Origin of the sequence: Paludifilum halophilum, from assembly GCF_002245355.1 — a bacterium.
Taxonomy (GTDB): Bacteria; Bacillota; Bacilli; order Thermoactinomycetales; family DSM-45169; genus Paludifilum; species Paludifilum halophilum.
The window spans coordinates 196,962-221,355 of record NZ_NOWF01000005.1; the positions used below are offsets into that span (position 1 = coordinate 196,962).

Below are 24,394 nucleotides of genomic sequence, written 5' to 3' on the forward strand. Positions count from 1 at the left end.
AAATGAAACGGATGAGCAGGCGCCACTGCTCATCGTTTTTTGTTATACTTCTCAAGGTGGCTTGGAACGGAACAAGGAGATGGGAAAGCGGGTGGAAGCGAAGTTGAAGCTGACGGCCAAACTGCTGGAGCTGTTTGAAAAAGAAAAAGCCCGATCCCCCGGGAATCGGGCCGTTGTGTTCTGGTATGACGAAGACGGGGAGGGGCGGGATCTGGAGGAGATCCGCCCTACCCTGGAGGAACAGGGGATTCGGGTGTGGGAGTTGACTCAACTCAACGCCTTCCGGACCAAATACAAGGTGGAAGTGGAAGAGCAAGAGACCTCTTTTCTCCTGTACGCCCCGTTTGTGAAGCCTCCGGATCATAAAAATCTGTTGTTGGACATTTTTCTGTACTCCACCGAGTTTAAAACCGACGAAATCGCCTTGCTCGCAGAGGAGTTGGGGCTGGACGCCACCTTGGCCCGTCCGTTTTTGCAGAGGTATCGCGTGTTTTTCCGGGAAAAACAGCGGAAGGAAAAGTTTCGCCGGTTCCTTCCTCTGCAAGGGGATGAACGGGACTGGAAAGCGGCTGTCTTTGCCGTGCTTACTCAGGCCAAGAGTACGGAGCCGACGGACCTGGTGCGATCCGTTCTGGAGCGGGGGTTGGATGAGGAGAAGAACCAGGCGCTCACCCAGATCCGGAAGTTCGCTCATGCAGATGATTTTTATGACTGGTTATACGCCCATTTCGGGCTGGTTGGAACGGACTCCCCTACATTACGGGAGGTTTTCGCCACTCTGGTCCAGTGTCACGCGGTCACATGCACGCCTGAATTGGAAAAGCATTTCCCGTCTTTCCATACCCGTATGCCTAACACCTGCTATGTTTTCTTAGAGGATTGGCTGCGGGAAGAATCGGGTCGAACGCTCCTCCGGCCCCTGTTGAAGCAATTGGAAGCGGAGTGGGGGCTCGGGGAACGGCTCAGGCAATTGCCTCCTGATCAGGTGGCTGACTGCCGCACGTTCCAGGTGGCGGATACGATCTTGATCGAATATCTCAATGAGATGTTGTTGCACCACGGGGTGACCGGCCGAAAACTGCACGAGATCATCGACAAGCGGTTAAACACGCCCTGGGCCCGGGAGCCCCGTATTCGGTCTGTATATCAGTTTTTCACCCATGCGTTGGCCATGGTGCTTTTCAGCGAAGAGGAGCGCCGGGATCATCACCGGATGACCGTCCGGGACTGGTTGAAGGCTTACTCGGAACACGACTACAAAGTGGACCAGATTTACCGGAAGATGATGTGGATCTACCGTCAGGCCGGGATGCCGGAGGTGCTGAAAGAGATCAGCGATTGGCTGACCCAGTGGTATGAAGATGAGTTTTTGCACAAATGGGGCGCTTACACGGATGGTCTCATGTCAGAGAAACTGACGGCTCAGTGGCCCGTGGAGGGAGTATTGCAGCAGTCCCGCTTTTTCCGGGATCGAATCGCTCCCTTGGTGAATCGCTCGCCGAAACGCATCTTTGTAATCCTCTCCGATGCCCTCCGCTTTGAGGCGGGTGCCGAACTGTCGGATAAGCTGGGCCGGCGACTGAACGCCGAAGTTTCCCTGGAACCGATGCAGGCTGCGCTTCCTTCTTGCACCCAACTGGGGATGGCCGCTTTACTTCCCGGTGAGGTGACTGATATCGACGATCAGGGAACTGTGTTTGTGGAGGGGATCCCGGCCAAAGGAATGAAAAACCGGGAAAAGATCCTGCAAAAGGCGGTTCCCGAATCGGCCGTTTTTCGGCTGGATGACTTTATTCATCTAGGCAAGGAAAAAGGGTTGAAAGCGATCAAAGGCAAAAGAGTGATCTACCTGTACCATAATCGGATCGATGCTACTGGGGATCACCAGGTGACCGAAAACTACACCTTTGACGATGTTCATCAGGCGGTGGAGGAATTGACTCGGGTGGTGGGGAAACTGACCGGAACCTTCGGTGCCAAGCGCATTTTTATAACCGCCGATCACGGTTTTCTCTATCAACAGACGGCCGTGCAGGCGGACCGATTGGCTGAACGGGTGGCGGGGTCCGTCATTGAGCAGCACCGGCGCTATGCCATCGGTCGTGATCTGGTGGTGCCTCCAGGAGTGCAAAGAGTTTCCCTCGACTATTTGAATCTGGAACTGGAGGCGGCGGTGCCCAAGGGACTCAACCGCTTTAAATCGGGAGGCGGAATGAAATTTGTCCACGGCGGCCCCATGCCCCAAGAAGCCGTGGTTCCGGTGATCCAATACCGTGAGATCCACGGACAGGCCCGGAAAAAGGAAGAACAACGGATCGATGTCCGGGTGGCGATGCGGTCCAAAGTAATCACCCACTATCGCTTCAACGTCTTGTTTTTCCAGGAGCAGAAAGTCTCCCAAGACCTTCGTCCCCGCCATCTCCGTGTGGCTTTGTATCTGGAAGATGATCGTATTTCAAACGAAGTGAACCTCGTCTTCGACAGTGAACAAGAAGCACCAGAGCGCCACCAGGAAGTCTCCTTCACCCTAATCGAAGGTCGATACCCCGTGGGGGAAGCCTGCATGTTGCGAATGGAAGATGTGACGGGAACCAAGACAGAGTTGTATGGGGAAGAGCCGTTTGAATTGAGGGTGTATGATATATGACCAAGAAAGCGCCAGAAAAAAGACTGGCGTTTTCTTTGTTTTCATAGGTAACTAGTTTAAACACAAAGACAATTAATCATAATCGGAAATCGTATGACTTGGCGGAGACGATCGGAAACAGATTATTATTGAATTGAGAGGAACAATGTCTATCGGGAACATGCGAAGTAGCATCAAAACGTGGTATTAGGTCAATCAAGTAGACACATTGAACCGAGAAATTGTGAGTATAGTACGTACATGCGTGATCCGTTGTATCTTAGATGAGGTGAACATTAAAAGAAGTTGTTTGAATGTGAATATTCGTTTTACATCGATTATGTAATATGTTATAATTCGAACATACGTTCTAATACCCTCCAGACTGAAAAAATGTTAAGTTTCATTTGTTAGTTATTAATTTTGGGGGAGGGTATCTATTGATGCTGTTTCATGATAAAGAAATATTCTTTGATTACTTCCAAGTCATCTTTTATCCCCATGGTGAGAATCCTAAAGATAATAACTCTGAATACTATTTGTATAACTTAGAACCAACTATTAATCAGTGGAGAGAATTGAGTCACAAAGATAGGACGAGAAATTACAAAAACGAGCGGGCTCGGTTAGAAGACTGGGGGTATAAGGAAAATAAAAGACTTTACCATCTTCAGTTTTGCAAATTAAGTGACGATAATCCACCTTCACTTGCCAGAGAAGATGAGCCAACTAGACCTATGAACTTGGAGGACGATGAATTTTTAGGAAATAAGGTTTCTGCTATTTATGACAGATTAAATAGTGTTTTGATATTGCAAAGAAACAGAGAGAGTATTACGAGGGCCGGTTTAGAGTGGTATTTAACTCAATTTGCTAAGGGAAACGATATTGTAAAACTTAGGCCAATTCTATTGCCTAATATAGATGAAAAGATTGAAGACATGAGATCAATAAAAAAAATTGATATTAAGTTTGCGGACTTGAATAAGATGCAAGCGACTGAAGAACCGACGGGTTTAGAAAAACATTTACTTTCATTCAAAGAACTTGAAGCTTTGAATGGTCAATTGGTTCTCTCAGTGGGTAAAGCAAGAAAAAGTACTCTTGCTATTATTAAAGCTAAAAATTTGTTGAGGGATATTTTTAAGAGTAAAAAGCACATAACTAGCGCAAAAGTCAAGTTTGAAGATGACTTATCTAAACTTGACCTTGTAGACTTAATTGAACAACGTCTCATTGATTCAGAAATATATACATATAATCCAAGAGACGGAATAGATCATAACGATATGGTGGACATTATGATCAGAAAATACGAAGAAAGAAGAGAAACTATTGATATTTTTTTGCCTAAATTAGAGGATGATTAATATGAAAATCTCATGGGAGAGGCTTTTCCCGTTTTTAATCAGTATAATTACAACATTCTTAGTAGCTGTATTCGGGGTTTCTCCCGCTATTAGTGGTTTGGAAAAAATGCTTGATGGATCAATCACTTTTACTTCGATTATCATAGGTTTTTTGGGTGCTTTACTAGCTATTTTATTCTTAGCCTGTCTCGATCTGAGGTTGTGAAACATGTTTATAAGTATGGAACTAACGGGCAATTAAAATCGAGTACTAAAAAAATAGTTTTTTTCCAATATATTAAACAAACCATAGAATTTGGCTTTTTGAATATAATTTTATCAATATTCATGTACCATATTAAAGAAAGGCCAGAAGGTATTTTCTCAAAGATATTCATTATACTATGGGTTTTCATTGCTGTTTATTTCATATGTTCAGCAATAAGGATTATCCGTATTCTCATATTGATTATGGAAAAGGAGGCTGAACATACGAGAAAAAAAGAAGTAAATAAAAGATATCAGTTGGATGAACATGAACGTCATGTTTTAAAACAAGAGGGCGCTAAAAAGGATTTGAAGAAAAGTAGAACGGAAAACGACCTGAAAAACACCGGAAAACCTCCGGAAAAAAACAACGGAAATCGGGTATAAAAGGAATAAGCGAGGTCACGCATGTTGATTAACCTAAGTTTAGGGAGATAAAAAATTCCTTTGTGTACAATGGGTTTGAAAGTTCCCCAATCTCAAATCCCAACACAATGGAGTCCCTATGAAACAAGATACCATTATTTTGCATCTCCTGCTCGTTCTTTCCTTAGATGAGATCGCACAAAGGCAGGCTACCAAGACACTGCACGAAAATTTCCCCTTCGCGACCTGTTGGTTTTTGGATTGTTTCCGCAGTGGGCGGTTGGAAGGGATTTTCGTCACAGTGAAAAACAGCTCCAAACGATTTCAGCTCTTCCTTTCGTGTGGATCAGTCGACCCTTTTCCAAGAAAGCCTCCGAAGTTCCTTATACTTTGATAAAAGAAGGGCTGGAATGGCTCATTCAGCGTTGCAATTGGACCACCCGACGTTCGCTTTTCCTCTAGAGGCCCCTTTTACGCTTGATCCCACCACAATGACTGTGGGACAAGGCGCGTTTTCGGGGAGAAAAATCCGGTGTGAAGCTGTATGTTCGTCTGGATCTGTCACTCAAGCCTTGAGTCAGGTTGAGGAATTTTTGGCCCGTACTCACGATGCCCCAATGGCTCCAAAGCTTAAAGCCCCCCAGACTGTAACGGTTCAGGATCGGGCTTATGTGGATGTCAAGCGAATGGAGAAGATGGATCAATCAGGAGTCCATTTTGTGGTGCGGTTACGGAGAAATCTCACCGTTTCAAGCTGGAAATCCCTCCCTGAAGACTCTCCCGTCCTCCGGGATGGTACTTGCTATTTGGGGGAGAGCCGCCAACGTTTTCGGATGGTTTCTTTCCGAGATGATAAAAGGTGGGAGTTCCATGTGACTACCAACCTGAGGGGAGTGTCAGCCGAAACGATCGCCGAACTGTGCCGTGAACGCTGGCAGGTTGAGCTCTTTTTTCGCTGGATGAAGCAGCATCTGAATGTCAAGCACCTCTTCAGAACCACCATGAACGCCGTTTACGGTCAGCTTTTTTGTACTTGTATCGCATATCATGTGTTATTGCGTCGGCTTTACAGCCAGGAAAAGCCGGTTCGCTTTGAAAAGGTCTCTATTTTGGATTTTATGCGAAATCTCTGGTCCGTCCAGCTTCCTGCAGAGTGGGTTCTTTCCTTATTTGATCATCTTCAACGACCCAAACTTTATACTATTTTTGGATAATCAACATGTCTGAATTGAATGATGTACTTATTATAAATAAAAGGCTGCTGATTACGATCAGCAGCCCTCTTTATTCACACAAGTACCACATCCACCCACACTTCCGAGATGGATGGATAGGTGAGGACTTCTTTTCGGTTTGGCAAAGAGTTTTAGAAACTCCGTTTCAGCAACAGTCAAATGAGGGAGAAAAGCCTGCTCTTCCAGGGAGTGGACCTTTCTTTGGTTATCGATCGTGTCGGAGGTAGGGTGTTTTAACGGGGGGAGACTCGGAGCTCTTCTTCGTTTCCGGGTGCCTCCGCTGCACTCATTCGGGCTTCCTTTTCAATTCCCATCTCCTCTAGCTTTCGCCATAGGGACTCCATGGCTTTTTTGCGATCCCGGTAAAAGGCGCTGCCACGGACGCGCCAGAAGGTCCAGCCGGCCCGTTCCAGGGTTTGTTGGCGGAGCATGTCTTCTTCCCAGCGGTCGGGGCCGTGCCACCGGTCGCCGTCGCATTCGACGGCCAGACGGTTTTTCAAGCCTTCCACTACCAGATCGATCCGATACCTTCCCACCTGGACTTGGGGTCGGACCTGGTACCCCTGGGCGATGATCATCCGGAGGACATCCTTTTCAAACTGAGAATCGCAGAGGGATTCGGCTTTTTCCACCTTCTCCATGACACGGTGGGGGTTCAAACAGTAATTCAGCAGGCGATAGCGCAAGTCGTCGGGATTCAGATCCTTCAGGTCGACCGAGTGATACAAGCGCAACTGGTTTTTGGCCCGGCTGGCGGCGACGTTGAACCGTTGCTTGGCATCCTTTCGGACTAGCGCTTGATAACGAACATTGTCGGCGATGACCATGGAAAGGAAGATGATGTCCCGCTCATCCCCTTGGAAAGCATAAGCGTCTCCGCTGATGATTTTCCGCTTCAGCATTTCCTCCTCTCCGATGGCTTCCCGGAGGCGATCTTCGATGAATTCGGCCTGCTCATTGCCCAAAAGGGAGATCACCCCGAAGGTCCTGTTTTCAAGGGCTGGCTCCTTCACCATGGCCTGAATGTCGGCCACGATGCTCTCCGCTTCGACCTCATTGATCTTGTGGAGTTCATCCCGGTAGCCCGCAACCCGGCGGGCCAGAACCGGGGGTTCCAGCCGGTCCTCCTGTGTGGGAAGGCGCAGGGGGATGATTTCTCCACCGTAACTCAGATCGTTGGAAAACTGGATGATCTCCGGGACGCAGCGGAAGTGTTCTTTCAGCCTCAGGTTGCCTGGGAAGATACGGGTGGCGACATCGTACAGGGACGTTTGCATATCCAGGCCATTGGCTTGGGGAACCCTTTGCAAATGGTGACGGATCAAGGAACGGACTGCTTCCTGATCGGTTCCCACGGCGGCGGGGCTGATCTGTTCGTCATCTCCCACAATCACCGCCCGTTCCGCTCGCAACAGGGCCGTGAGTGCAAACAGGTCGCATTGGCTGCTTTCGTCCACGATGACCACGTCAAACTTGTCATTCCGGAGATCCAGATTTTCAATCACCCGGTCCACGGGCATGATCCAGACGGGGATCGCCGGCTGGCATTGTTCCATCTCCACACGAGCTTCCTGGCGGTGTTTGGCGGCATATTTCCCGGTTCCTTTCCCGATCTTTTTAATCTTTTGTTTCCAGGCGACCAAAGCTCGCTTCTGAGGTTCGGTGATTCGGAGCAGTTGTTCCCTCCAGGCGGATTTGGCCACGATGGATCCGAGAAGACGCCGTTCCCGTTGTTGCTCTTCCTCCAGCTTTAGCTCCAGTTTTTCCGGTTGAAGGGCGTTTACCTTTTCCACTTCGGTGTGAACCCGCTTCCATTCCCAGGCTTCTCGCCATCGATCGGGGAAGGGGGTGGGCGTTCCCATCCGGCCTAAAATGCGGTCGGTCCAGTTCGGTGCCGCCTTCTGCAATGAAGTGGTTAGTTCCTGGAGTTGTCGGTTTTTTTGCCGGTAATCATGGAGTTGGAGCAGTTCCTCATAGGCCGTCTCCCAAAGGTTGGCGTCTTTTTGTTGCCAAGCATCCGCCAATCGTTGGCAGATTGGGTGGGATTTGGAATGTGCGGATTCCTGAACAAGAAACTGAGTCTGTTGTTCGTATTCCGCTTTCCATTGTTGGTGTTCCAACCTCCTTTCCATGGCCTGAAGAGCTTCCTGCAGTTCATTCAAGGACTGAGGAGAGTTCCACCGGAAGTCTTCGGGCAGAAGGGTGAGGGATTCGGTTGTTGATTTCAGGTCCAGGATCAATTTTTTGATGGAAACGATTTGCTTCAAATGGTTCAGCAGCTCATCTGTCCGGGCCACAAACCGGCTTTGGGTAGGATCCAAGGTGGGGCCGTCTACTTCATCCAAGAGGGTATTCCATCTTTTGACTAAACGATCCCGTTTGTCTTCCAGCTTCAGCTGCTCCGAGATCAATTCCGCTTCTTCGGCGGTTTGGATCGGATGGCCGTCAACGGTAGGGTGTTCCACCAGATAACGCAATTTGCGACCGGACAGTATCAAGTACAATCCGCGAATGGATTTTCCCGATTGGAGACGTCGGATCAGGGTTCGGATATCCTGTTGTAGTTGGTGGCGGGGAGCTTCCGGAAGCTGAAGGTCATATTCCGCCAATCGGCTACGAATCCCGGTGATATCCTCCAGTGTTTCCTCTACGGAATCGATCAGTCTGATCCACATCTCCTCTCGTTTTCCCCCGGCCAACAAATCGTTGAGGATTTTTTGAGCAAATGGGGACCGCATCCATCCCTCTTCCTTCAAAATGGGCCGGAGAAGGTCCAACAGTTCTTGGCGGTCCGTATCGGAATCGGGGAGGAGGTATCGCTCCAGGAGATTCCCGGATTGGTTCACCTGTTCTTCCTTTTTCTTACCTTCAGCCAAAAGGGCACGGTAAGCGGCGACATTGGGAAGGGTATCCGGGTCAGGAAAGGATTGCTCCAGTAACAATCGGGTCTCCGAAGGTAGTTCTCCCGCGAGAGCCCACATGGTTCGCATTTCGGCATCGGTCAGAGGGGGCGCGGTCTCGATCCGATCCGGAATCCAGCCCAATTCTTCCTCGGTCTCGGTCAGTTTTTGGGCGGCTTCCATCGGGGAGAGGGATTCTTCGGCCCATTGGATCGGGGTCACGTTTTGATCGGCCATCTGCTTTAACTGTTTCTTATATTGAGTGACTCGATGACGGGTTTGTTTGAGCTCGTCCTTCAATTTTTCCAATTCCCGCCCCAGGCGTTCCGGGTCTTGGACGGCCATCTCGTTGGAGATGGCTCCGATCGATTGCTCAATTTCTTGTAGAGACTTCGAGTCCCGCCCGAGAACGGAGACACACAGGGATCGGATCTCCTCCGGAATTTTGTCTGCCAGTACCCGCAAAGCCGGTTCCTTGTGGCTGGTCACGAGTACTTTTTTCCCATGGGCGAGCAGGTGAGAGATGAGGTTGGCGATGGTATGGCTTTTGCCTGTTCCCGGAGGCCCTTGCACGGTGACGCCATAGTTTTGGGCGAGACGGCGGGCAATCTCTTTTTGTTCTTCGTTGGCCGGCAGGGGGAAATACAAGTCCTTTCTCACACCGGCCCATGCATTCCTTTCTTTCTCATCGGGGTGAATCGGGTCCATCTGGAGAAGGGATTGGATCGTTTTGGGTACTTTCATCCCTTCTTCCAGGGCTTCGACGGCCGTGCGAAATTCATCTTTCCACAGCTGAGTGGCCCGCTTTCGCAGGAACCAAACCGGCTTTTCTAGAATGACCGGGGTTTTCCTGAATTTTATCCGGCTCTCACCATCGATAAATCGCCCTTCCGGATGAAGCGTCTGAGCCATTTCTTTGTAAAAAGGGATCGCTTCTTCTCGGTTTAAGGGATTGAGCCGGGTTTGTTCCACCCATTTTCTTAGGCGGGGAAGCTGAGTTTCCTGGGGCAGCTTCACCCCGGTCAGCATTTCCGTTTCAAGCATCGTTCCCCGCTGGGTGGGAGTTAAGGTGAATCTTCCCTTCCGGGCGTCGAAGTGAAGTTCCACTCGGGTGGTCAGCAGAGGATGGAGAATCCGTCCTTGTGGGTGATCCCACAGGAGGAGGCCGTGACCAAAGGCCAGCTCCAGCGTTTCCCCTTCTCGCTCCATCCGGTTCACCAAGGTGAACAATTGGTTATACACATTCTGAATCTTTATCTTGTGTTGGTTTTCCTCCGCCCAGGCTTCCCAATGCTCCAACCATTGATGAAAAGCTTCGACTCGCTCGGGTCGATCTTCAAACTTTTCTACCCGGTAAGGCGGAGCTTCCTTGCCAAAGTGGAGACTGGGAAGGAATTCTCTACTTTCCATGACTTGAGGGGGTGTCTGATTTTGACGGTAATCGGTTTTTAACCACTCTTTGAACAGGGGATCCGGTTCCGGGGCTGAGGGAATTTCCTGTTTATGTATTTCGAGCCATGCGTCCCCAATATCCTCTTCCCCAAACAAGTAACAACCTTCTCCCCGTGGCAGGTCATCCACATAGAATGATTTCTCCAATTGCCGAAAATCCCGGATCGGAGGTCGGGTCAGATTTTGAACGTCCAAAAGATACTCAAAGATTTGCTGAGGTGATGCGGTCATTACCAACGTCCTTTCCATCGTCATGAAAAATGATGATTTCGTTTTGTGATGACGAGAGACAAAATTGAACAGAGAAATTCCAAGAAACAATAGTGTATCAAAAATAAGAAAAGGTATGGATTTATATTAATTATAAACATTATCGGTATTTAATGAAATGATAGACCCATTTTTTTCGACCTCTAAAGCTAATGCAGTGATGCTCCGACGGAAGCGAGCAATTAAGGTGGCACGATGACAAGGAAACTGGTATCCAGCAACACTGGGAGCCTAAGATCTCTTCGAAAAGGAAGAAAATAATCAAAAAATGAGATTCTGGGAAGGAATCCCCCGATCATTGTCGAAATTTAGGGCTGAATGATAGATTGTTCCATTTTTGTGAGGTGGTGATGATGGATGCCGCCGAGTATGTGAGTCAGTTGCTGGAGGAGGCTGTCGCTTCCCGGGCGAGTGATGTACATATCGAGCCCCGGGCGGACCATCTCTGCATCCGTCAGCGGGTGGACGGTTTTTTGATGCCGGTGGATCAATTGCCCAAGGAGGATATGTACCCGCTGATTTCCCGGATCAAGGTCATGGGTCATTTGGACATCGGGGAAAAGCGGCTGCCTCAGGACGGAGCGCTCACGCTGAATCACGAGGGACTGCGAGTGGATGTTCGGCTTTCCACGATGCCTACGTTACATGGAGAAAAAATCGTTCTTCGGCTGCTGCGAAACCGGCCTGAGCTGATGTCGCTGTCAGAGCTGGGGATGGGGGAAGCGGAAAAGAAACGGATGAACCAACTCATTTCCCGTCCCGGCGGCTTATTGATTGTAACGGGTCCGACAGGGGCGGGAAAGACGACTACCCTGTATGCGATTCTTCAGGCATTGAACAAGCCGGAGTCCAACCTGGTCACGTTGGAGGATCCGGTGGAATTCCAACTGGCCGGTGTCAACCAGATCCAGGTCAATCTGAAAGCGGGACTAACCTTTGCTCGGGGACTGCGGGCGGTATTGCGGCAGGATCCGAATCTGATCATGCTCGGAGAGGTTCGCGACGTCGAGACGGCGGACATTGCCGTACGGGCCGCTTTGACCGGGCATCTGGTTCTGACGACTCTGCATACGGTGGATGCCTGCAGCAGTATTACGCGGCTGTTGGATATGGGAATTGAGCCTTATCGGATCGCTTCGTCTCTGATCGGTGTTGTGGCCCAGAGGCTGGTCCGCTTGATCTGTCAAGAGTGCGGAGGAAAGGGATGCGAGGTTTGCCGCCGGATCGGTTATCGGGAGCGGACCGGTATCTTTGAGGTGTTATCCTTTAAAGAAGAGTTTCAACCTTTGATCGTGGAGCGGGTCCCTTTGTCGAAGCTGCGTCAAATCTTCCAAAAGGCGGGGATGCGATCTTTGCGGGAAGTGATGATGGAAAAAGTGGTGAAGGGTGAGACGACCATGTCGGAATTTCATCGGGTGGTCGATTCGGATGCGTAAAACCCGATGGACCGATGACCGGTTGGTCCTTTTCGGCCAACATCTGGCCAATCTGTTGGAAAGCGGTTTTCCCTTAATGCCGAGCATTCATCTGCTCACGGAGCAGCAAGTACTGCGTCGGGAGGAATCCGACCGGATCTGTCGCTGTTTGGACGAGGGTCGCAGTCTTTCCGAGGCGTTGGCGCGAGAGCGACTGCCGCCGCTGTTCGTCTCTTTTATGAAAGCCGCGGAGGAGCATGGGGACTATATCTTTGGATTAAAACAGTGTGAAACCTACTACCGGGAACGGGGGAAATTGATCCGGGATCTGGCTCAGGCCATGACCTACCCGGCGGTAGTGTTGATCCTGGTCGGTGGTGCCTTCTTATTCCTGATTACGACGGTGATTCCCCGGTTTCACGACATGTATGAGACCATGGGTATCACGCTGCCTCTCTATACACAGATATTGATTTCCCTGTACGGGTCCGTGCGTTATGTCCTGTACGGAATAGCGGCGGTACTGTGCTTGTGTGTTCTTTTTTATCTGGTTCTTCGCCGTCTACCTTCGGACAAGCGAGGGAGCTGGACCCGGTGGATGTATCGGATGCCGGTGGCCAGAAAGTATTTTGCCTTGCGATTTACCCATTATTTTGCCATTCAGATGGGATCCTTGCTTCGCTCGGGAGTTCCACTGCTTCGAACGGTGGAAATCGTAAACTCCCTGACTCCTTGGTTTCCCTTGGCCGCTGGGATTTGGCGGATCCGGGAACGCTTGTTGGCCGGTCAAAGCCTGAACCGGTCTCTGGAAGCGGAAGGAGATCTTTTTTTGCCTTCCCTGTCCCGATTGGTGGCCCTGGGAGAGGAATCCGGCCGGTTGGATCAATCCCTGCTCACTCTGGCCCAAGGGACGGAAATCGTGATTCGGGAACGAATGTACCGGGTCACTCGCAGTCTGGAGCCGATTCTCATTTTTGTGATTGGAGTCTTTATGGCTGCGACGGTATTGGCTCTGTTTTTGCCCATGCTCAACCTCGTCCGGGCCTTGTAAGGACAAGGTTTTCTTTGGAGGTTACAGCAAGGCGGAATTCTGAAATCGATTTTTTAGAAGAAGGAGAGAAATGATGGCGGAATATAAAAAAGAGCTGGATAACCAGCGGGGATTTACACTGATTGAGATGTTGGTTGTGCTGTTCGTGATCGGCGTTATTATTGCGATTGCTTTGCCCAACCTGAAAGCGGCTGGGGAATCGGCTCAGGAACGGGCCTGTGCCGCTAATCGAAAGTTGATCGGTTCCCAGGCGGACAATTATTTTTTGGAATTAGGCTCTTATCCCTCCAGTGTTCAACAGTTAAAAAGACGGGGGTACCTCCGTACATTACCTGAATGTCCGGCAAAGGGCAACTATACGATCCAAAAATCGGCTTCTGTGGAGAAACGGGTGAAGTGCTCGATCCATGGGGATTAAAGGAAGGAACCATTATTGGGCTTCCCGGGAGCGTCAGGGCGGTTGGACGCTGGTGGAGGTATCCCTCACGTTGGCTTTAGCGGGTGTGATGACCGCCTTGGCTCTCCCCGCCTTTGCCCAGTTGGGAGATCGGTTGGACCGGGAGTTGTTTTTGGGTGCTTTGGCCGCCGATATTCGTATGGCCCAGCGGGAAGCGGTGATGAGAGAAGAAGAGACAGTGGTACGCCTGGATCGGGATGGGAAGAGTTATACCGTCCTTCGAGGTGAACAGGTGATCCGTCGGAAAGAAGTGCCGACCCGGTATCGACTGGAAAGCAACTATCCCGGCGGAAGGCTGGTTATTCGCCGTACCGGCCAGATGAGGGGAGGAACCCTCCGTCTTTATGAAGGAAAGCAGATGGTAGGGAAGGCGGTGATTCAGGTGGCGTCGGGAAGGGTGCGAGTGGAAGTCAATCCGTGACCGATGGTGAGAAGGGGTTCACCCTGGTCGAGGTAGTCACCTCTTTGATGATTCTGGGTGTGATCATCGCTGTAGCTGTTCCTGTTTACCTGGAGTTGAAGCACCAACAAACCCTTCGCACCCAGCGGTGGGAAGCGGCTTGGCTGCTTCAGGACCGAATGGAGCAGGTGCAGAAGACTTCGTCACCGGTATCGACAAAAGGGGAAACCCGAGAAAAGGTCGGAAGGAAAACGTATCAGCTCCAATGGAAAAAAACGCGTCTGGGTTCGGGGCTGGTGGGCATCCAGGTGGAGGTTACATGGAAAGACGAAAAAAAGCGGAAACAAAATCTTACCCTGAAAAGCGTACAGTATCTTCCTTCCTCCACAGTGAACAAGGATTCACCTATGTGGAGCTGGCAGTGGTCCTCTCCCTTTTGGTCATCATCATTCCCGCTGTGATGAATCTGTATCTATCCATGGAGCGGGATTTGAAAAAAATCGTGGGCAAGCAGCATCTACAGGGGGAAGCGGCGGCATGGATGACGGATTTTCGTGACGAAGTGAAGAGCGGTCGCCATTTCCGGCTGACGGAAGAGGGTTGGTTGTTGTTTGAACGATCGTCGGGGGATACCGTTCGTTACAGCCATGACCGCCGGCGATTGGTCCGGAGTGTCCGCCGTGCCGGTGAAAAGCGATTCAAAGGGAGGACGGTCATGGCACACAATGTATATATCGTTACATTCGCCACGGATCGGGAAGGTGTTTTCGTGGATATCGGTCTGCAAAATTGGCACAGTGATGTTTCGTATCAAACTTATATCCGGGGAAGAGCCCCGTGAAACGCCGTAGGGGTGTTCGGACCACGACCGATCAGCGGGGTATTGTTCTGCCGATGGTACTGGCCGTGATGATCCTGGTGTTTCTACTGGTGACAGTCGCCGTCTCTCAATCGGTGCGGACTCGTCACGCCGCGATGGGCGAGTGGGAGATGATTCGCGCCCAGTACGCCGCGGAAAGCGGAATCGCTCGGGTTCAGCAGAAACTGCATTCCGATCCGTCCTGGTCGGGGCGGTTGACAACTCGGATGAACGGCATGAAGGCGACGACGACAATCGTGGAAAGGCATGACGGGAATATTCGGCTCCGCTCGGTCGCTAAGGGAAAAAGAGTCAAGCAGACGGTGCGGGTGGAGCTGGATGAGGAGACACTGGAAATTGAAAAATGGACCCGATAGGATGTAAGGAAGACGAGCCCTGCTGAAATGGCGGGGCTTGTTTGATAGGAGCGAAGGAGTTGTCTCCCTAAGGCCTACAAATCTATTGAAATATTATGTGAAAATCGATGCTTTTTGTTATATAATGAACAAACAATTTCATTGCTTTGGGATTGGAGGTCCTATAAGGTCTGTAAGCTTTGAAATCCGATGGGAAAGGTGAGATTCCATTTGAAAACCAGTAAGGAATGGATAGGAAAAGTTGTGGTTAGTTTGTTACTAACATTGATCGTTGCTATGACATCGTTTAATTATCAAACGATGGCTCAATCTAAAAAATCATCTCCTACTCAGATTACCAATCCAGAAAAGACGATTGTGTTAACGAAATTGAATGACAAAGTATGGGCACATACATCTTATAATGAGTGGAATGGCACAACCTACGACCACAATGGGTTAATTGTTTCAACTTCCAAAGGAATAGTCCTGATTGATACAGCATGGGATACAGCGGATAACTACCAAAAAACTGAAGAGTTATTAAAGATGATCAAAAAACATTTGAAGAAAAAAGTTGTTTTGGCCCTGATTACTCATGCGCATGATGATAGCATTGGAGGGATTCAGGCGTTACTGAATCAGGGAATCGATGTACGTAGTACCCATTTGACAGCAAAACTAGCTAAAGATTATGGATATCCTTCGCCGAAACCGACACTCGATGTAAACCCAGTAATGAAAGTAGGCGACACAGTAGTTGAATCCTTTTACCCTGGAGAAGGTCATTCGCAAGATAACATTACTGTTTGGCTTCCCCAATATAAATTACTATTCGGTGGTTGCCTCATTAAATCACTAGATGCAAAAGATCTTGGCAATCTTTCTGATGCAAATGTGGAACAATGGGATGACTCCGTTAAAAAGGTAATTGACAGATACCCACACGTCAAAACAGTTGTACCTGGACATGGGAACTGGGGAAATAAGAGCTTACTGTTCCACACCATTTCTCTGATCAAACAACATAAGAAATAGAGAGTGAAATGTCCAAAACCGAATCACGTACGAACATGTTTCCCACCAACTGGTGAGGGCTTTTTATTAAGACAAGTATTCGGGACACTTGTAGGTCAGTAATATTTAGTTTTATAAAAATATCCCGTTTAACTGTACCTAAATGAGACACCAGGGCGCTAATATCGGTCCAGGGACGCGGCAAAGGCGCCGGTGGCCTCGGATAATGCGAAACACCCCGCCAGCGCTAACGAGAGGGCGGAGGGGTGTGTTTTTTTATGTGTTTAGCTGGCCGGAAGAGCGGTACGAAAAATAGATTCCGCGTGTTCGTAGAAACGAATGTGCTCATTTCTGCTGTCATCCAGCTCGGATCCGTATCCCGAAAGTGCATCAAGTTCTTACTGGATCATCACCATCTCCTTATTTGTAGTTATTCCATCGACGAGGTATTTCGGATCGTCGGAGAGCGGTTTCCGGAAGCTCAGGCGGTGTGTGAGCCACATGGACTTTGAACTCATTTATACACCGAAGCATTTTGACTTTCCGATCCCGCCGATTCGTGACCACGGATAAACCCATCTTAGCATCTGTTGTCCTTGCTCAACCGGATATCATTCTTTCGGGTGACCAAGATTTTCATACCCGGGAAATACGGGAACACTTCGCAGTCTACGCGCCAGCTGACTTTCTTCGAGATTTTTTCTGATACCTTGGCTAAACTGGTGAGCTTGTAAAAGGAAATATTCGGTTCCGCTCGGTCGCTAAGGGAAAAAGAGACGGTGCGGGTGGAGCTGGATGGGGAAACACTTGTTGAATTATCCTCCCTGTTTGACTTTTTGTTTACCCCAGAATCTATGGCCGCCAAAGTTTAAGGGAAATAAAAAACTCCTTTGTGTACCATGGATTTTGAATCGACCAAACTTCAAATTCCAATGCAACACTGAAAAGTAATTCCAGCATTTGCATTTAACTTGGAGGGCCAAAAATCAAAAATGGGTTGATCCGTTTAAAATTGCAATGGAGGATCAAAACGAAAAATACCCATCCCTTTGGGATGGGTTTTGGGTGCTACGATTTTAGTCGTTATGTTCTAAGGTTCTTAAATCGTAGTAGTCTGGATAATCCTCTTGGTAAGTAAGAGCAAATTCAACGGGGGAGTTTTCCCCACCAGCTTCTTTCCACCGATCATGAAGCCATTCTGCAAATAATTTTTTGGCTACTCTAAAGTAGTGAGGGACTTCTTCTCTATCAGATACTGCTTTCATATCCAACGTTATCGTGAAATTTATTGATCCAGGGCCTATATCATCGTATACAGGATTTCCTTGCTCATCATAATATGAGGGGGCTTCCTCATCAATATCCTCTTGAGTGTGGATCGAATATCCAAAACCATCGTCATAAATTTCTTCTGTATGGAACAGAATCATGTTTACATCATCAAGGAAATCGGTAGAAAGTATCCTTTGGAATATACTTAGTACTTCTTCCTTTTTATGATCCATTGCTTGGATAAGTTTTTGCTTATCTTGTTCTTCCACGGGTTGCCCTCCATTTATCGTTAGATCCATGGGTACTTTGCTTAACAATGTCCTCGTGTATAATATACTAAGGGGACCTACATAACCTTCTATTCCTCAAAGAAAAAAGGCCGGAGCTTTACCAGCCTTCAATGTTATTTAGGTTCGTAAAGCTTGTTAATGAAGTCTTCAAAGGAGTTACTAATTCTACGTATATTATCTTCATCTCGTTCATGATAAAAGAAGACAACAGCTGGTTCTCCATTATTTATAGATCGGTAATCAAAGCAGATAAAATTACCTGCAGGATCATCGGCAAAAGGGATTAACTCTTTAGGAGCCTCATGTTCATCCACCAGAGATTCATAGGCTTCAAGAATTGAAAGCCCATATTCGCTATCATTGAAATCAAACAAATTCCCAAAGACTTTTTCTTTATCATTTCCTAAGTCAAACAAAATAGCGTTTGGGCGTCCAGCATTGTTTTTTTTGACACATTCAACAAAGGAATTCGGAAACCGAACATTTAATTCAGTTTCTACCTCTTGAATACGTTCTGGTTTTACGGGCTTGGTGTAACGCCAATCCATCTCAAACACCTACCTGTAGTTGTTTCCTCCTCCCCAAATATCTCTACCACCAGTATGTCCTGTTCTGGAGTGGATATTGGTTGGTACTAATTGCATTTTACCTTCTTCCTGATGATGATGCCAAGTGAATCCAGGAATCCGATCTTCCTCTTTTTCAATGGCTAATTGCTCTTCATTAAATTTACTTTTAAGTGTGGGGTTTTTATTAAATTCTTCTTTTAGTTGCCGAGTAGACTCTTTGAATTGTCTATAGTCAGAATCTAGTGCCCCTTCAACGAATGTAGGTCGGAAAATGTCGAAGGAAAATGTCACCTCATAATCGAATGGATGGATGAGGTGATCGTAGTGATTTACGTTCGAGACTTGACCACTAAAGAAGGCAATCAATTAAAACATATCATTCGAAAAGGCTCTTATCCGGTAAAAGTCCGACGGGCGATGGTCATTTTGGCATCCGCGCAAAAGATGACGGTTCCCCATATAGCTCGGCTCTATCACATGTCTGAGGATCACATTCGACGGTTGATTCATCGGTTTAATAAGGAAGGTATGAAATCGCTCCATCCCTGTCATGGCGGCGGTCGCCCACGAACGTTTACCCCCGAACAACGTGTGGACATCATCGAACTGGCGCAAATACCGCCCAAGGCACTGGGGATGCCTTTTACGAGTTGGTCCCTTCCCAAACTCAAAGAGATCGTCGAGAAAAAGAGAATTGTCCGATCCATTAGTATTGAAACGATCCGCTGCATTCTGGACGAAGCCAACATCACCTATCAACATACGAAAACGTGGAAAGAATCCAATGACCCTGAATTTCACGCGAAAAAAAACGAACCGAACAGCTCTACGAAAACCCGCCCAAAGATGGACGGGTGATTTGTGTTGACGAGTTCGGACCCCTTTCCATTCGACCGTATGCCGGGAAAGGCTGGTTTCCACAGAAGAAAGCGAACCGCTTGCCTGCCACTTACACGCGAAAGCACGGGGTGCGCCATTTGTTTGCCGCTTTGGATCTCAAAACGGATAAACTATATGCCCACAACAAAAAAACAAGCGACATCAAGATGTGCTTAGTTTTCTGCAGGTGTTGCGTCGCCGTTATCATCGGAGCGAACGCCTGTATATCGTGCTGGATAACTTTTCTCCTCACCACCACAGAAAGGTCAAAGCATGGGCGAAGGAAAACCATGTGAAGTGGGTCTATACACCCACTTATGCTTCCTGGTTAAACCGGATTGAATGCCATTTTGTCCCGCTTCGCAAGTTTGTTCTGGAAGGGAGTAACTACTCCTTCCACGGTGAGCTGATGAAGGCGATTCAGGAATACATACGATGGCGAAACAAGAACAAACGGCATGCAGCGATCTTAAGAGAGCAAAACAAGATCAAAGTTGCCTGAAGGGGTACTAGGAGAGTCAGAAGAAGAGGACGAAGACAATTTTTAAGCCTCCGAACTGAGCTTTTCTTCAATTGCAAGTTCAGGAAGCACAAGCTTCCCTGTTGGCAATTGGTTTTTTTCAAATTCATTTGTTAGGAGAAGTGGCCGGAGCTGCCGATACATGGTCTCGCTCTTTTTTATGGATGCGTCTTTTTACACGGGTGATGAAACAATTGGACAAGAAAGTGATGTTGCCCCCCGGGTTCCGAAAAACGAGTTGACCGGAAATAGAATTCATCTTAAAAAGTCGACATTCGGCTCATCGATCAAACCAAAAGTTGAAGCATTTTTTCCGTCATAGGGATTCCGAAACGGTGCTCGCACAACTGTTTAAACAGATCCCGATCCACCTCTTGCCGGGTTTTTCTGTTGTTTCTCGTGATCGTAAAAGATTGGTTTGTCAAGGTGATGGATCCATCATCCGTCAGTTTGTTCAACAAAACGGATTTGTTAAAGGGGGAATCGGTGTGATCGGTGATCCGATCTTTTGCCATGTTTAAATGGGCCTCATCAATGGGCTCGGTCGAGAAGATATATTGAATATCCAATTTTCCATCGCGGTATTTTTGCATAGCATACTCTCCGAACGGTGTCTGAACTTCTCGAATCCGGTACTCGCCGGTCAAAGAAGTCACGGTTTCCCCGGTCATGGGAATGGGTTGCAATGCGTGGTTACCACCGAAACCCACGTCCACGATGTATCGGTTCTCTTCCTGAGTCAGCAGGGTGGTGATATGCGTTCCGACTAAATCGTGATGGTCCTGGTCATGAACGATGGTGGCGGCCACCATGCGGACATCAAAGCCTTGTTGTTTCAGGAAGGAATAAAAGAGCGGATTCAGTTCATAGCAAACACCGCCGCGTTTTTGGTCGATGATTTTTTTTCTTATGTTTTCAAGGGTCAGATCCTCATTTTTTTGGACCATAATATCGATATTCTCAAAAGGCACCGTCTTGGCGAACTGAAACTGGAGAGCCGGTAAATCCGCAAATGTCACGTTTGGACTTCCTTGGTATTGAATACGTTCCAAGAATTTATCAGTGAACGGATTCACGATCCATCACCCCTGTAAGCATGGAGGATTCCGCGTTTCGTTATGACTTTATGGATTACATTTCAGTGGGAGTGAGATCCGTTTCCCTGAAGTTCCTCTTATGCTATTATAGCATGCTTTCCCAAATCGATATGTCCCAGGGAAGAGCCTGCCGAGATGGCAGGCTTTTCCGATCGGGCGCTCGATCATTCCCTCTCGGTGGAGGACGCCATCACAGGATATTGTGCGCTTTTCGGGATTTTGTTTTTCTATTTTTGGCAGGCATCCTTTTTTGCTTATTTGATATATTGAAAGGACAACGAATTTCGACAAATTTATGACTTAAAGGGGGGAGGGAGATGAAATCATTTTTTAAAGTTTCGTTGCAAACCAAGATTTTGGGACTGATCCTCTCATTGATTCTCTTTGTCATTCTCAGTTTGACAGCGATCTTTGCCTATCTCGAATCGCGGGGTACAGAGATGCAAATGAAACAATTGGCTTTACAGACGGCAAAAACGATCTCCTTTATGCCTACCGTCAAAAAGGCTTTCCATCAACAGAATCCTTCCGGTGAGATCCAACCGATCGCCCAAAAGGTAGGGGATCAGGTGGGAGCGGATGTGGTCGTGGTTGCCAACCGTGATGGCGTACGCTACACAGACCAGCCGGAGATCGGGAGAGATGCATTTCTCAAGTACAATTATAAAGCGATTGTGTTCGGAGGTTATTACAATCTGGAAACGACGGGGGAGCTGGGAACGGTATGGTGGGGAAAGGCTCCTGTCATCGGTGACCATGGCCGAGTGATCGGCGTGGTCTCCGTTGGATTTTTAAAAGACAAAATTCAATCGAGTATTTACCATGCCATCGTTAAGATCAGTTTGTTTTCTTCGATCGTATTATTGTTGGGAATCGGGGGCGGGATTCTCCTGACCAAAAGTATCCGAAAGGATACGCTGGGGCTGGAACCGCATGAAATTGCTTCTTTGTTCCGGGAAAGAAGCGCGATCCTGAAGTCGGTCAAAGAAGGGATCGCGGCCATTGATGAAAAGGGATTGGTGACGATGATGAATGCCTCGGCGCGGAATATGCTCGGCCTGTCGGAAGACTGCATCCATCGGCCGATTCAAGAGGTTCTGCCTCATTCAAAAATGCTCCGGGTATTGGAAACGGGACAGACCGAGAATGATCAGGAATTGGTTATTCACGACAGGGTTCTTATCGTCAATCGCATGCCGATCCTGGAAAAGGGACGGACGGTGGGTGTTGTATCCAGCTTTCGTGACAAAACGGAAATCAAAGAGATGGTGAATACTCTTTCCGAGGTCCGGAAATACTCGGAAGATTTGCGGGCTCAGACTCACGAATTTACCAACAAGCTGTATGTATTGTCCGGATTGCTTCAGTTGGGCCGTTATGAAGAGGCGATCGAAATGATTCAATCTGAAACCGAGCGGCATGAGTCGCAAAACCGCATTTTATTCCAGCAAATCGAGGATGCGAAAGTCCAGGCTGTCCTGCTTGGGAAAATCGGTAAAGCCTCCGAAAAGAAAGTGGATTTCATCATCGATAGCAACAGTTCCCTGGAATCGCTCCCGGAGCATATCGAGCTATCCCAGTTGGTTACGATTATCGGCAATCTGATCGACAATGCGATGGAAGCCGTCGGCCGTCAAGAGAATGGGGAAATCTCTTTTTTCGCGACAGATGTGGGCAATGACGTCGTTTTTGAAGTGTCTGACAATGGAAGCGGTATCCCGGAAGACCGGTTCAATGTGATTTTTGAGAAAGGCTTTTCTATGAAGGGAAGCAAAAACAGAGGTTACGGTTTGGCCAATGTCAAACAGGCTGTGGAAGATTTGAACGGAATGATTGAAGTGAACAGTCCAAAGGGCGGGGGTGCCATTTTTACCGTCTATTTACCGAAAGACCTTCACATCCCCCTGTAAAAGGAGGTTCCATATGATTCATGTCGCGATTGCCGAAGACGATTTCAGAGTAGCGGCGATTCACGAAGAATTTTTATTAAAAGTGGAAGGAGTGCGAGTGGCGGGGAAAGCGCGAAATGCCGAGGAAACATTGGAACTTCTGGAACAGCAATCGGTTGATTTGCTGTTATTGGATATTTATCTGCCTGACGAACTGGGGACGGATTTATTGCCGAAAATCCGGACCCGTCATCCGGATGTCGACCTGATCATGATTACAGCGGGAACCGATAAAGCTTTATTGCAGGAATCGATTCGGAGCGGGGTTTTTCATTACCTGATTAAGCCGGTGACCGTGGATCGGTTTATCGAAACGATCAAGAATTATATTCGAAAAAAACAGCTTCTCGAAGGGCGCGAAAAGCTGGATCAGAGCGTTGTCGATGACTATTTTGCAAAGACACAGCCGGAGTTTGCGGAAAAACAGGCCCTGCCCAAGGGAATTGACCCGTTGACCCTCAAAAAGGTCAAGAATATTTTGAGAAGCACCGAAGGCGGAATGGCCGCCGAAGAGATAGGGGAACAAATGGGTGCTTCCCGGACGACGGCAAGAAGGTATTTGGAATATCTGGTATCGATCGGTGAAGGAAACGCTGAGCTCGAATACGGGATTGTCGGGCGACCCGAGCGCAAATACCGTCTGTCTTGAACAAAATGAACAAAATGCATTTTAAAAACGAAAAACAACTTATTTTGAAAACGGTTACAAAGGGAAGCTGAGCCTATACAATGGGATTAAACTGAATCAATCATCAAATTTTTCAATGGGATCGGAGGGGTGAGTCAATTGAAAAAATTCCTGTTAGCGGCTTCTCTTTTACTCACGCTGACCGCTTGTACTTCACCGAACGCGGGAGGATCATCTTTTCCGGTGAAAAACATTGAATTTGTGGCTCCGGCTTCACCCGGCGGCGGCTGGGATACGACCGCCCGTGCGATGCAGAAAACGTTGGATGACGAAGGCATTGTCAAAAAGCCGATCAATATCGTGAACAAACCGGGTGGCAGCGGGGAAGTGGGATGGAAATACCTCAAAAACAAAGATGCTCATACACTGGCTGTCAATTCCAGCTTGCTGATTACCAACAACTTATTGGGACAAAGCGATCTGACATACGACGATTTTACCCCGATTGCCATTTTAGCGACGGAGTGGGAAGCGGTTGTCGTTCCGAAGGATTCGGATATCGAAAAGGCTGAAGATCTGATGACGAAGCTGAAAAAAGATCCGAAATCACTAAAGCTCGGCGTCGCACCGGGACTTGGTAATGATGACCACCTATCCTTTGTCCAGGCGGCCAAAACCTATGGTGTTGAAGTACCGAAACTGGACTTTCTCGTATACGAAAGCGGGGGAGATGTCGCCACGGCTTTGCTGGGGAACCATATTGATGCGGCCACCATGTCCGTTTCCGAGGCGAAAGAGCAATACAAAGCGGGAAAAGTAAAGATTTTGGCTGTTTCTTCGAAAGAACGATTGGAAGGGTTGGAAAAAGTACCGACCTGGAAAGAAGAAGGGGTGGACATGTCGTTTCCTCATTGGAGAGGAATTATGGGACCTCCTGATATGAGCGAAGAAGAAATAGCCTTCTGGGATGAAAAAATCAGTGAGATGGTTAAGACCGAAGCCTGGAAAGAAATCCTGCAAAACAATGAATGGGAAGCCTACTATAAAAACAGCAGCGAGACAAAGAAGTTCTTGCAAGAACAAAATGAAATGTACAAAGATCTGCTCAATGATTCCGGTTTAACAGAATAAAAGGGAACAATGGGTCCTCTTGTCAGGATCCATTGATTG

At 48.1% G+C, this 24,394-nt stretch carries 23 protein-coding genes; 18 read left to right on the plus strand and 5 right to left on the minus strand.

Annotation, left to right across the window (positions count from 1 at the left end):
* Positions 1-61: 61 nt before the first annotated feature.
* The 5 genes from pglZ (at position 62) to CHM34_RS09820 (ending at position 5,822) form a co-directional block, all read left to right on the plus strand.
* Positions 62-2,647: a BREX-1 system phosphatase PglZ type A gene (gene pglZ / locus CHM34_RS09800; protein ID WP_094264424.1), complete on the plus strand. Its 2,586-nt coding sequence runs from the start codon at positions 62-64 to the stop codon at positions 2,645-2,647.
* Positions 2,648-3,069: 422 nt separating this feature from the next.
* On the plus strand, positions 3,070-3,996 hold the full coding sequence (locus CHM34_RS09805) for a DUF6731 family protein (RefSeq protein ID WP_094264425.1): 927 nt from the start codon (positions 3,070-3,072) through the stop codon (positions 3,994-3,996).
* 1 nt (position 3,997) lies between these two features.
* Entirely contained in the window at positions 3,998-4,201 is a 204-nt protein-coding gene (locus CHM34_RS19310) for a hypothetical protein (RefSeq protein WP_094264426.1), read from the plus strand.
* Positions 4,198-4,629 (plus strand): hypothetical protein, encoded by a 432-nt coding sequence (locus CHM34_RS18960; RefSeq protein ID WP_169713677.1) that lies wholly within the window; start codon positions 4,198-4,200, stop codon positions 4,627-4,629. The genes CHM34_RS19310 and CHM34_RS18960 overlap by 4 nt, the downstream gene beginning before the upstream one ends.
* A gap of 470 nt (positions 4,630-5,099) precedes the next feature.
* Positions 5,100-5,822 carry an IS4 family transposase gene (locus CHM34_RS09820; RefSeq protein WP_240511970.1) on the plus strand — a complete coding sequence of 241 codons (723 nt, stop codon included), beginning with the start codon at positions 5,100-5,102 and terminating at the stop codon, positions 5,820-5,822.
* Positions 5,823-6,076: 254 nt separating this feature from the next.
* On the opposite strand, the gene CHM34_RS09825 is transcribed toward CHM34_RS09820, so the two are convergent.
* Entirely contained in the window at positions 6,077-10,426 is a 4,350-nt protein-coding gene (locus CHM34_RS09825; RefSeq protein WP_169713678.1) for a PDDEXK-like endonuclease domain-containing protein, read from the minus strand.
* Between the two features lie 392 nt (positions 10,427-10,818).
* Here CHM34_RS09825 and CHM34_RS09830 point away from each other — a divergent pair, with 392 nt between their 5' ends.
* From CHM34_RS09830 to bla, 8 genes are all read left to right on the plus strand, one after another.
* On the plus strand, positions 10,819-11,901 hold the full coding sequence (locus CHM34_RS09830) for a GspE/PulE family protein (RefSeq protein WP_169713679.1): 1,083 nt from the start codon (positions 10,819-10,821) through the stop codon (positions 11,899-11,901).
* The gene (locus CHM34_RS09835) at positions 11,894-12,931 is read left to right on the plus strand and encodes a type II secretion system F family protein (protein ID WP_094264431.1); all 1,038 of its coding nucleotides are present in this window, start codon (positions 11,894-11,896) and stop codon (positions 12,929-12,931) included. The genes CHM34_RS09830 and CHM34_RS09835 overlap by 8 nt, the downstream gene beginning before the upstream one ends.
* A 73-nt stretch (positions 12,932-13,004) precedes the next feature.
* Positions 13,005-13,349 (plus strand): competence type IV pilus major pilin ComGC, encoded by a 345-nt coding sequence (locus CHM34_RS09840; protein WP_094264533.1) that lies wholly within the window; start codon positions 13,005-13,007, stop codon positions 13,347-13,349.
* Positions 13,339-13,809: a GspH/FimT family pseudopilin gene (locus CHM34_RS09845; RefSeq protein ID WP_094264432.1), complete on the plus strand. Its 471-nt coding sequence runs from the start codon at positions 13,339-13,341 to the stop codon at positions 13,807-13,809. The genes CHM34_RS09840 and CHM34_RS09845 overlap by 11 nt, the downstream gene beginning before the upstream one ends.
* Positions 13,806-14,249 (plus strand): type II secretion system protein, encoded by a 444-nt coding sequence (locus CHM34_RS09850; protein ID WP_094264433.1) that lies wholly within the window; start codon positions 13,806-13,808, stop codon positions 14,247-14,249. The genes CHM34_RS09845 and CHM34_RS09850 overlap by 4 nt, the downstream gene beginning before the upstream one ends.
* Complete coding sequence (locus CHM34_RS09855) at positions 14,198-14,629, plus strand: hypothetical protein (RefSeq protein ID WP_141201677.1); 432 nt, start codon at positions 14,198-14,200, stop codon at positions 14,627-14,629. The genes CHM34_RS09850 and CHM34_RS09855 overlap by 52 nt, the downstream gene beginning before the upstream one ends.
* Complete coding sequence (locus CHM34_RS09860; protein ID WP_094264435.1) at positions 14,626-15,024, plus strand: hypothetical protein; 399 nt, start codon at positions 14,626-14,628, stop codon at positions 15,022-15,024. The genes CHM34_RS09855 and CHM34_RS09860 overlap by 4 nt, the downstream gene beginning before the upstream one ends.
* A 210-nt stretch (positions 15,025-15,234) precedes the next feature.
* Entirely contained in the window at positions 15,235-16,041 is an 807-nt protein-coding gene (gene bla, locus CHM34_RS09865; RefSeq protein ID WP_094264534.1) for a subclass B1 metallo-beta-lactamase, read from the plus strand.
* Positions 16,042-17,096: 1,055 nt separating this feature from the next.
* On the opposite strand, the gene CHM34_RS09875 is transcribed toward bla, so the two are convergent.
* From CHM34_RS09875 to CHM34_RS09885, 3 genes are all read right to left on the minus strand, one after another.
* Complete coding sequence (locus CHM34_RS09875) at positions 17,097-17,561, minus strand: hypothetical protein (RefSeq protein ID WP_094264436.1); 465 nt, start codon at positions 17,559-17,561, stop codon at positions 17,097-17,099.
* Positions 17,562-17,695: 134 nt separating this feature from the next.
* Positions 17,696-18,130, minus strand: coding sequence for an SMI1/KNR4 family protein (locus CHM34_RS09880; RefSeq protein WP_141201678.1), 435 nt, complete (start codon positions 18,128-18,130; stop codon positions 17,696-17,698).
* A 9-nt stretch (positions 18,131-18,139) separates the two neighbouring features.
* Entirely contained in the window at positions 18,140-18,442 is a 303-nt protein-coding gene (locus CHM34_RS09885; protein WP_206093783.1) for an HNH endonuclease, read from the minus strand.
* A 33-nt stretch (positions 18,443-18,475) separates the two neighbouring features.
* On the opposite strand from CHM34_RS09885, the gene CHM34_RS19570 reads away from it, so the two are divergent.
* Entirely contained in the window at positions 18,476-19,009 is a 534-nt protein-coding gene (locus tag CHM34_RS19570) for a helix-turn-helix domain-containing protein (RefSeq protein ID WP_206093784.1), read from the plus strand.
* A 154-nt stretch (positions 19,010-19,163) separates the two neighbouring features.
* Positions 19,164-19,532 carry a transposase gene (locus CHM34_RS19575; RefSeq protein ID WP_276207695.1) on the plus strand — a complete coding sequence of 123 codons (369 nt, stop codon included), beginning with the start codon at positions 19,164-19,166 and terminating at the stop codon, positions 19,530-19,532.
* A gap of 305 nt (positions 19,533-19,837) precedes the next feature.
* On the opposite strand, the gene CHM34_RS09900 is transcribed toward CHM34_RS19575, so the two are convergent.
* Positions 19,838-20,569 (minus strand): arylamine N-acetyltransferase family protein, encoded by a 732-nt coding sequence (locus tag CHM34_RS09900; protein ID WP_169713680.1) that lies wholly within the window; start codon positions 20,567-20,569, stop codon positions 19,838-19,840.
* Positions 20,570-20,964: 395 nt separating this feature from the next.
* Here CHM34_RS09900 and CHM34_RS09905 point away from each other — a divergent pair, with 395 nt between their 5' ends.
* The 3 genes from CHM34_RS09905 (at position 20,965) to CHM34_RS09915 (ending at position 24,355) form a co-directional block, all read left to right on the plus strand.
* On the plus strand, positions 20,965-22,557 hold the full coding sequence (locus tag CHM34_RS09905; RefSeq protein WP_094264441.1) for an ATP-binding protein: 1,593 nt from the start codon (positions 20,965-20,967) through the stop codon (positions 22,555-22,557).
* A 13-nt stretch (positions 22,558-22,570) separates the two neighbouring features.
* A complete protein-coding gene (locus CHM34_RS09910) occupies positions 22,571-23,245 on the plus strand; it encodes a response regulator (protein WP_094264442.1) in 675 nt (224 codons plus the stop codon).
* 138 nt (positions 23,246-23,383) lie between these two features.
* Positions 23,384-24,355, plus strand: coding sequence for a tripartite tricarboxylate transporter substrate binding protein (locus tag CHM34_RS09915; RefSeq protein WP_094264443.1), 972 nt, complete (start codon positions 23,384-23,386; stop codon positions 24,353-24,355).
* Positions 24,356-24,394 lie beyond the last annotated feature (39 nt).

Excerpts from the sequence above, each read along its gene's own strand:
- CHM34_RS09805 (WP_094264425.1), top strand. The coding sequence starts at position 3,070 with ATGCTGTTTCATGATAAAGAAATATTCTTTGATTACTTCCAAGTCATC.
- CHM34_RS19310 (WP_094264426.1), top strand. The coding sequence starts at position 3,998 with ATGAAAATCTCATGGGAGAGGCTTTTCCCGTTTTTAATCAGTATAATT.
- CHM34_RS09820 (WP_240511970.1), top strand. The coding sequence starts at position 5,100 with ATGACTGTGGGACAAGGCGCGTTTTCGGGGAGAAAAATCCGGTGTGAA.
- CHM34_RS09825 (WP_169713678.1), bottom strand. The coding sequence starts at position 10,426 with ATGACCGCATCACCTCAGCAAATCTTTGAGTATCTTTTGGACGTTCAA.
- CHM34_RS09830 (WP_169713679.1), top strand. The coding sequence starts at position 10,819 with ATGGATGCCGCCGAGTATGTGAGTCAGTTGCTGGAGGAGGCTGTCGCT.
- CHM34_RS09835 (WP_094264431.1), top strand. The coding sequence starts at position 11,894 with ATGCGTAAAACCCGATGGACCGATGACCGGTTGGTCCTTTTCGGCCAA.
- CHM34_RS09840 (WP_094264533.1), top strand. The coding sequence starts at position 13,005 with ATGGCGGAATATAAAAAAGAGCTGGATAACCAGCGGGGATTTACACTG.
- CHM34_RS09845 (WP_094264432.1), top strand. The coding sequence starts at position 13,339 with ATGGGGATTAAAGGAAGGAACCATTATTGGGCTTCCCGGGAGCGTCAG.
- CHM34_RS09880 (WP_141201678.1), bottom strand. The coding sequence starts at position 18,130 with ATGGATTGGCGTTACACCAAGCCCGTAAAACCAGAACGTATTCAAGAG.
- CHM34_RS09905 (WP_094264441.1), top strand. The coding sequence starts at position 20,965 with ATGAAATCATTTTTTAAAGTTTCGTTGCAAACCAAGATTTTGGGACTG.
- CHM34_RS09910 (WP_094264442.1), top strand. The coding sequence starts at position 22,571 with ATGATTCATGTCGCGATTGCCGAAGACGATTTCAGAGTAGCGGCGATT.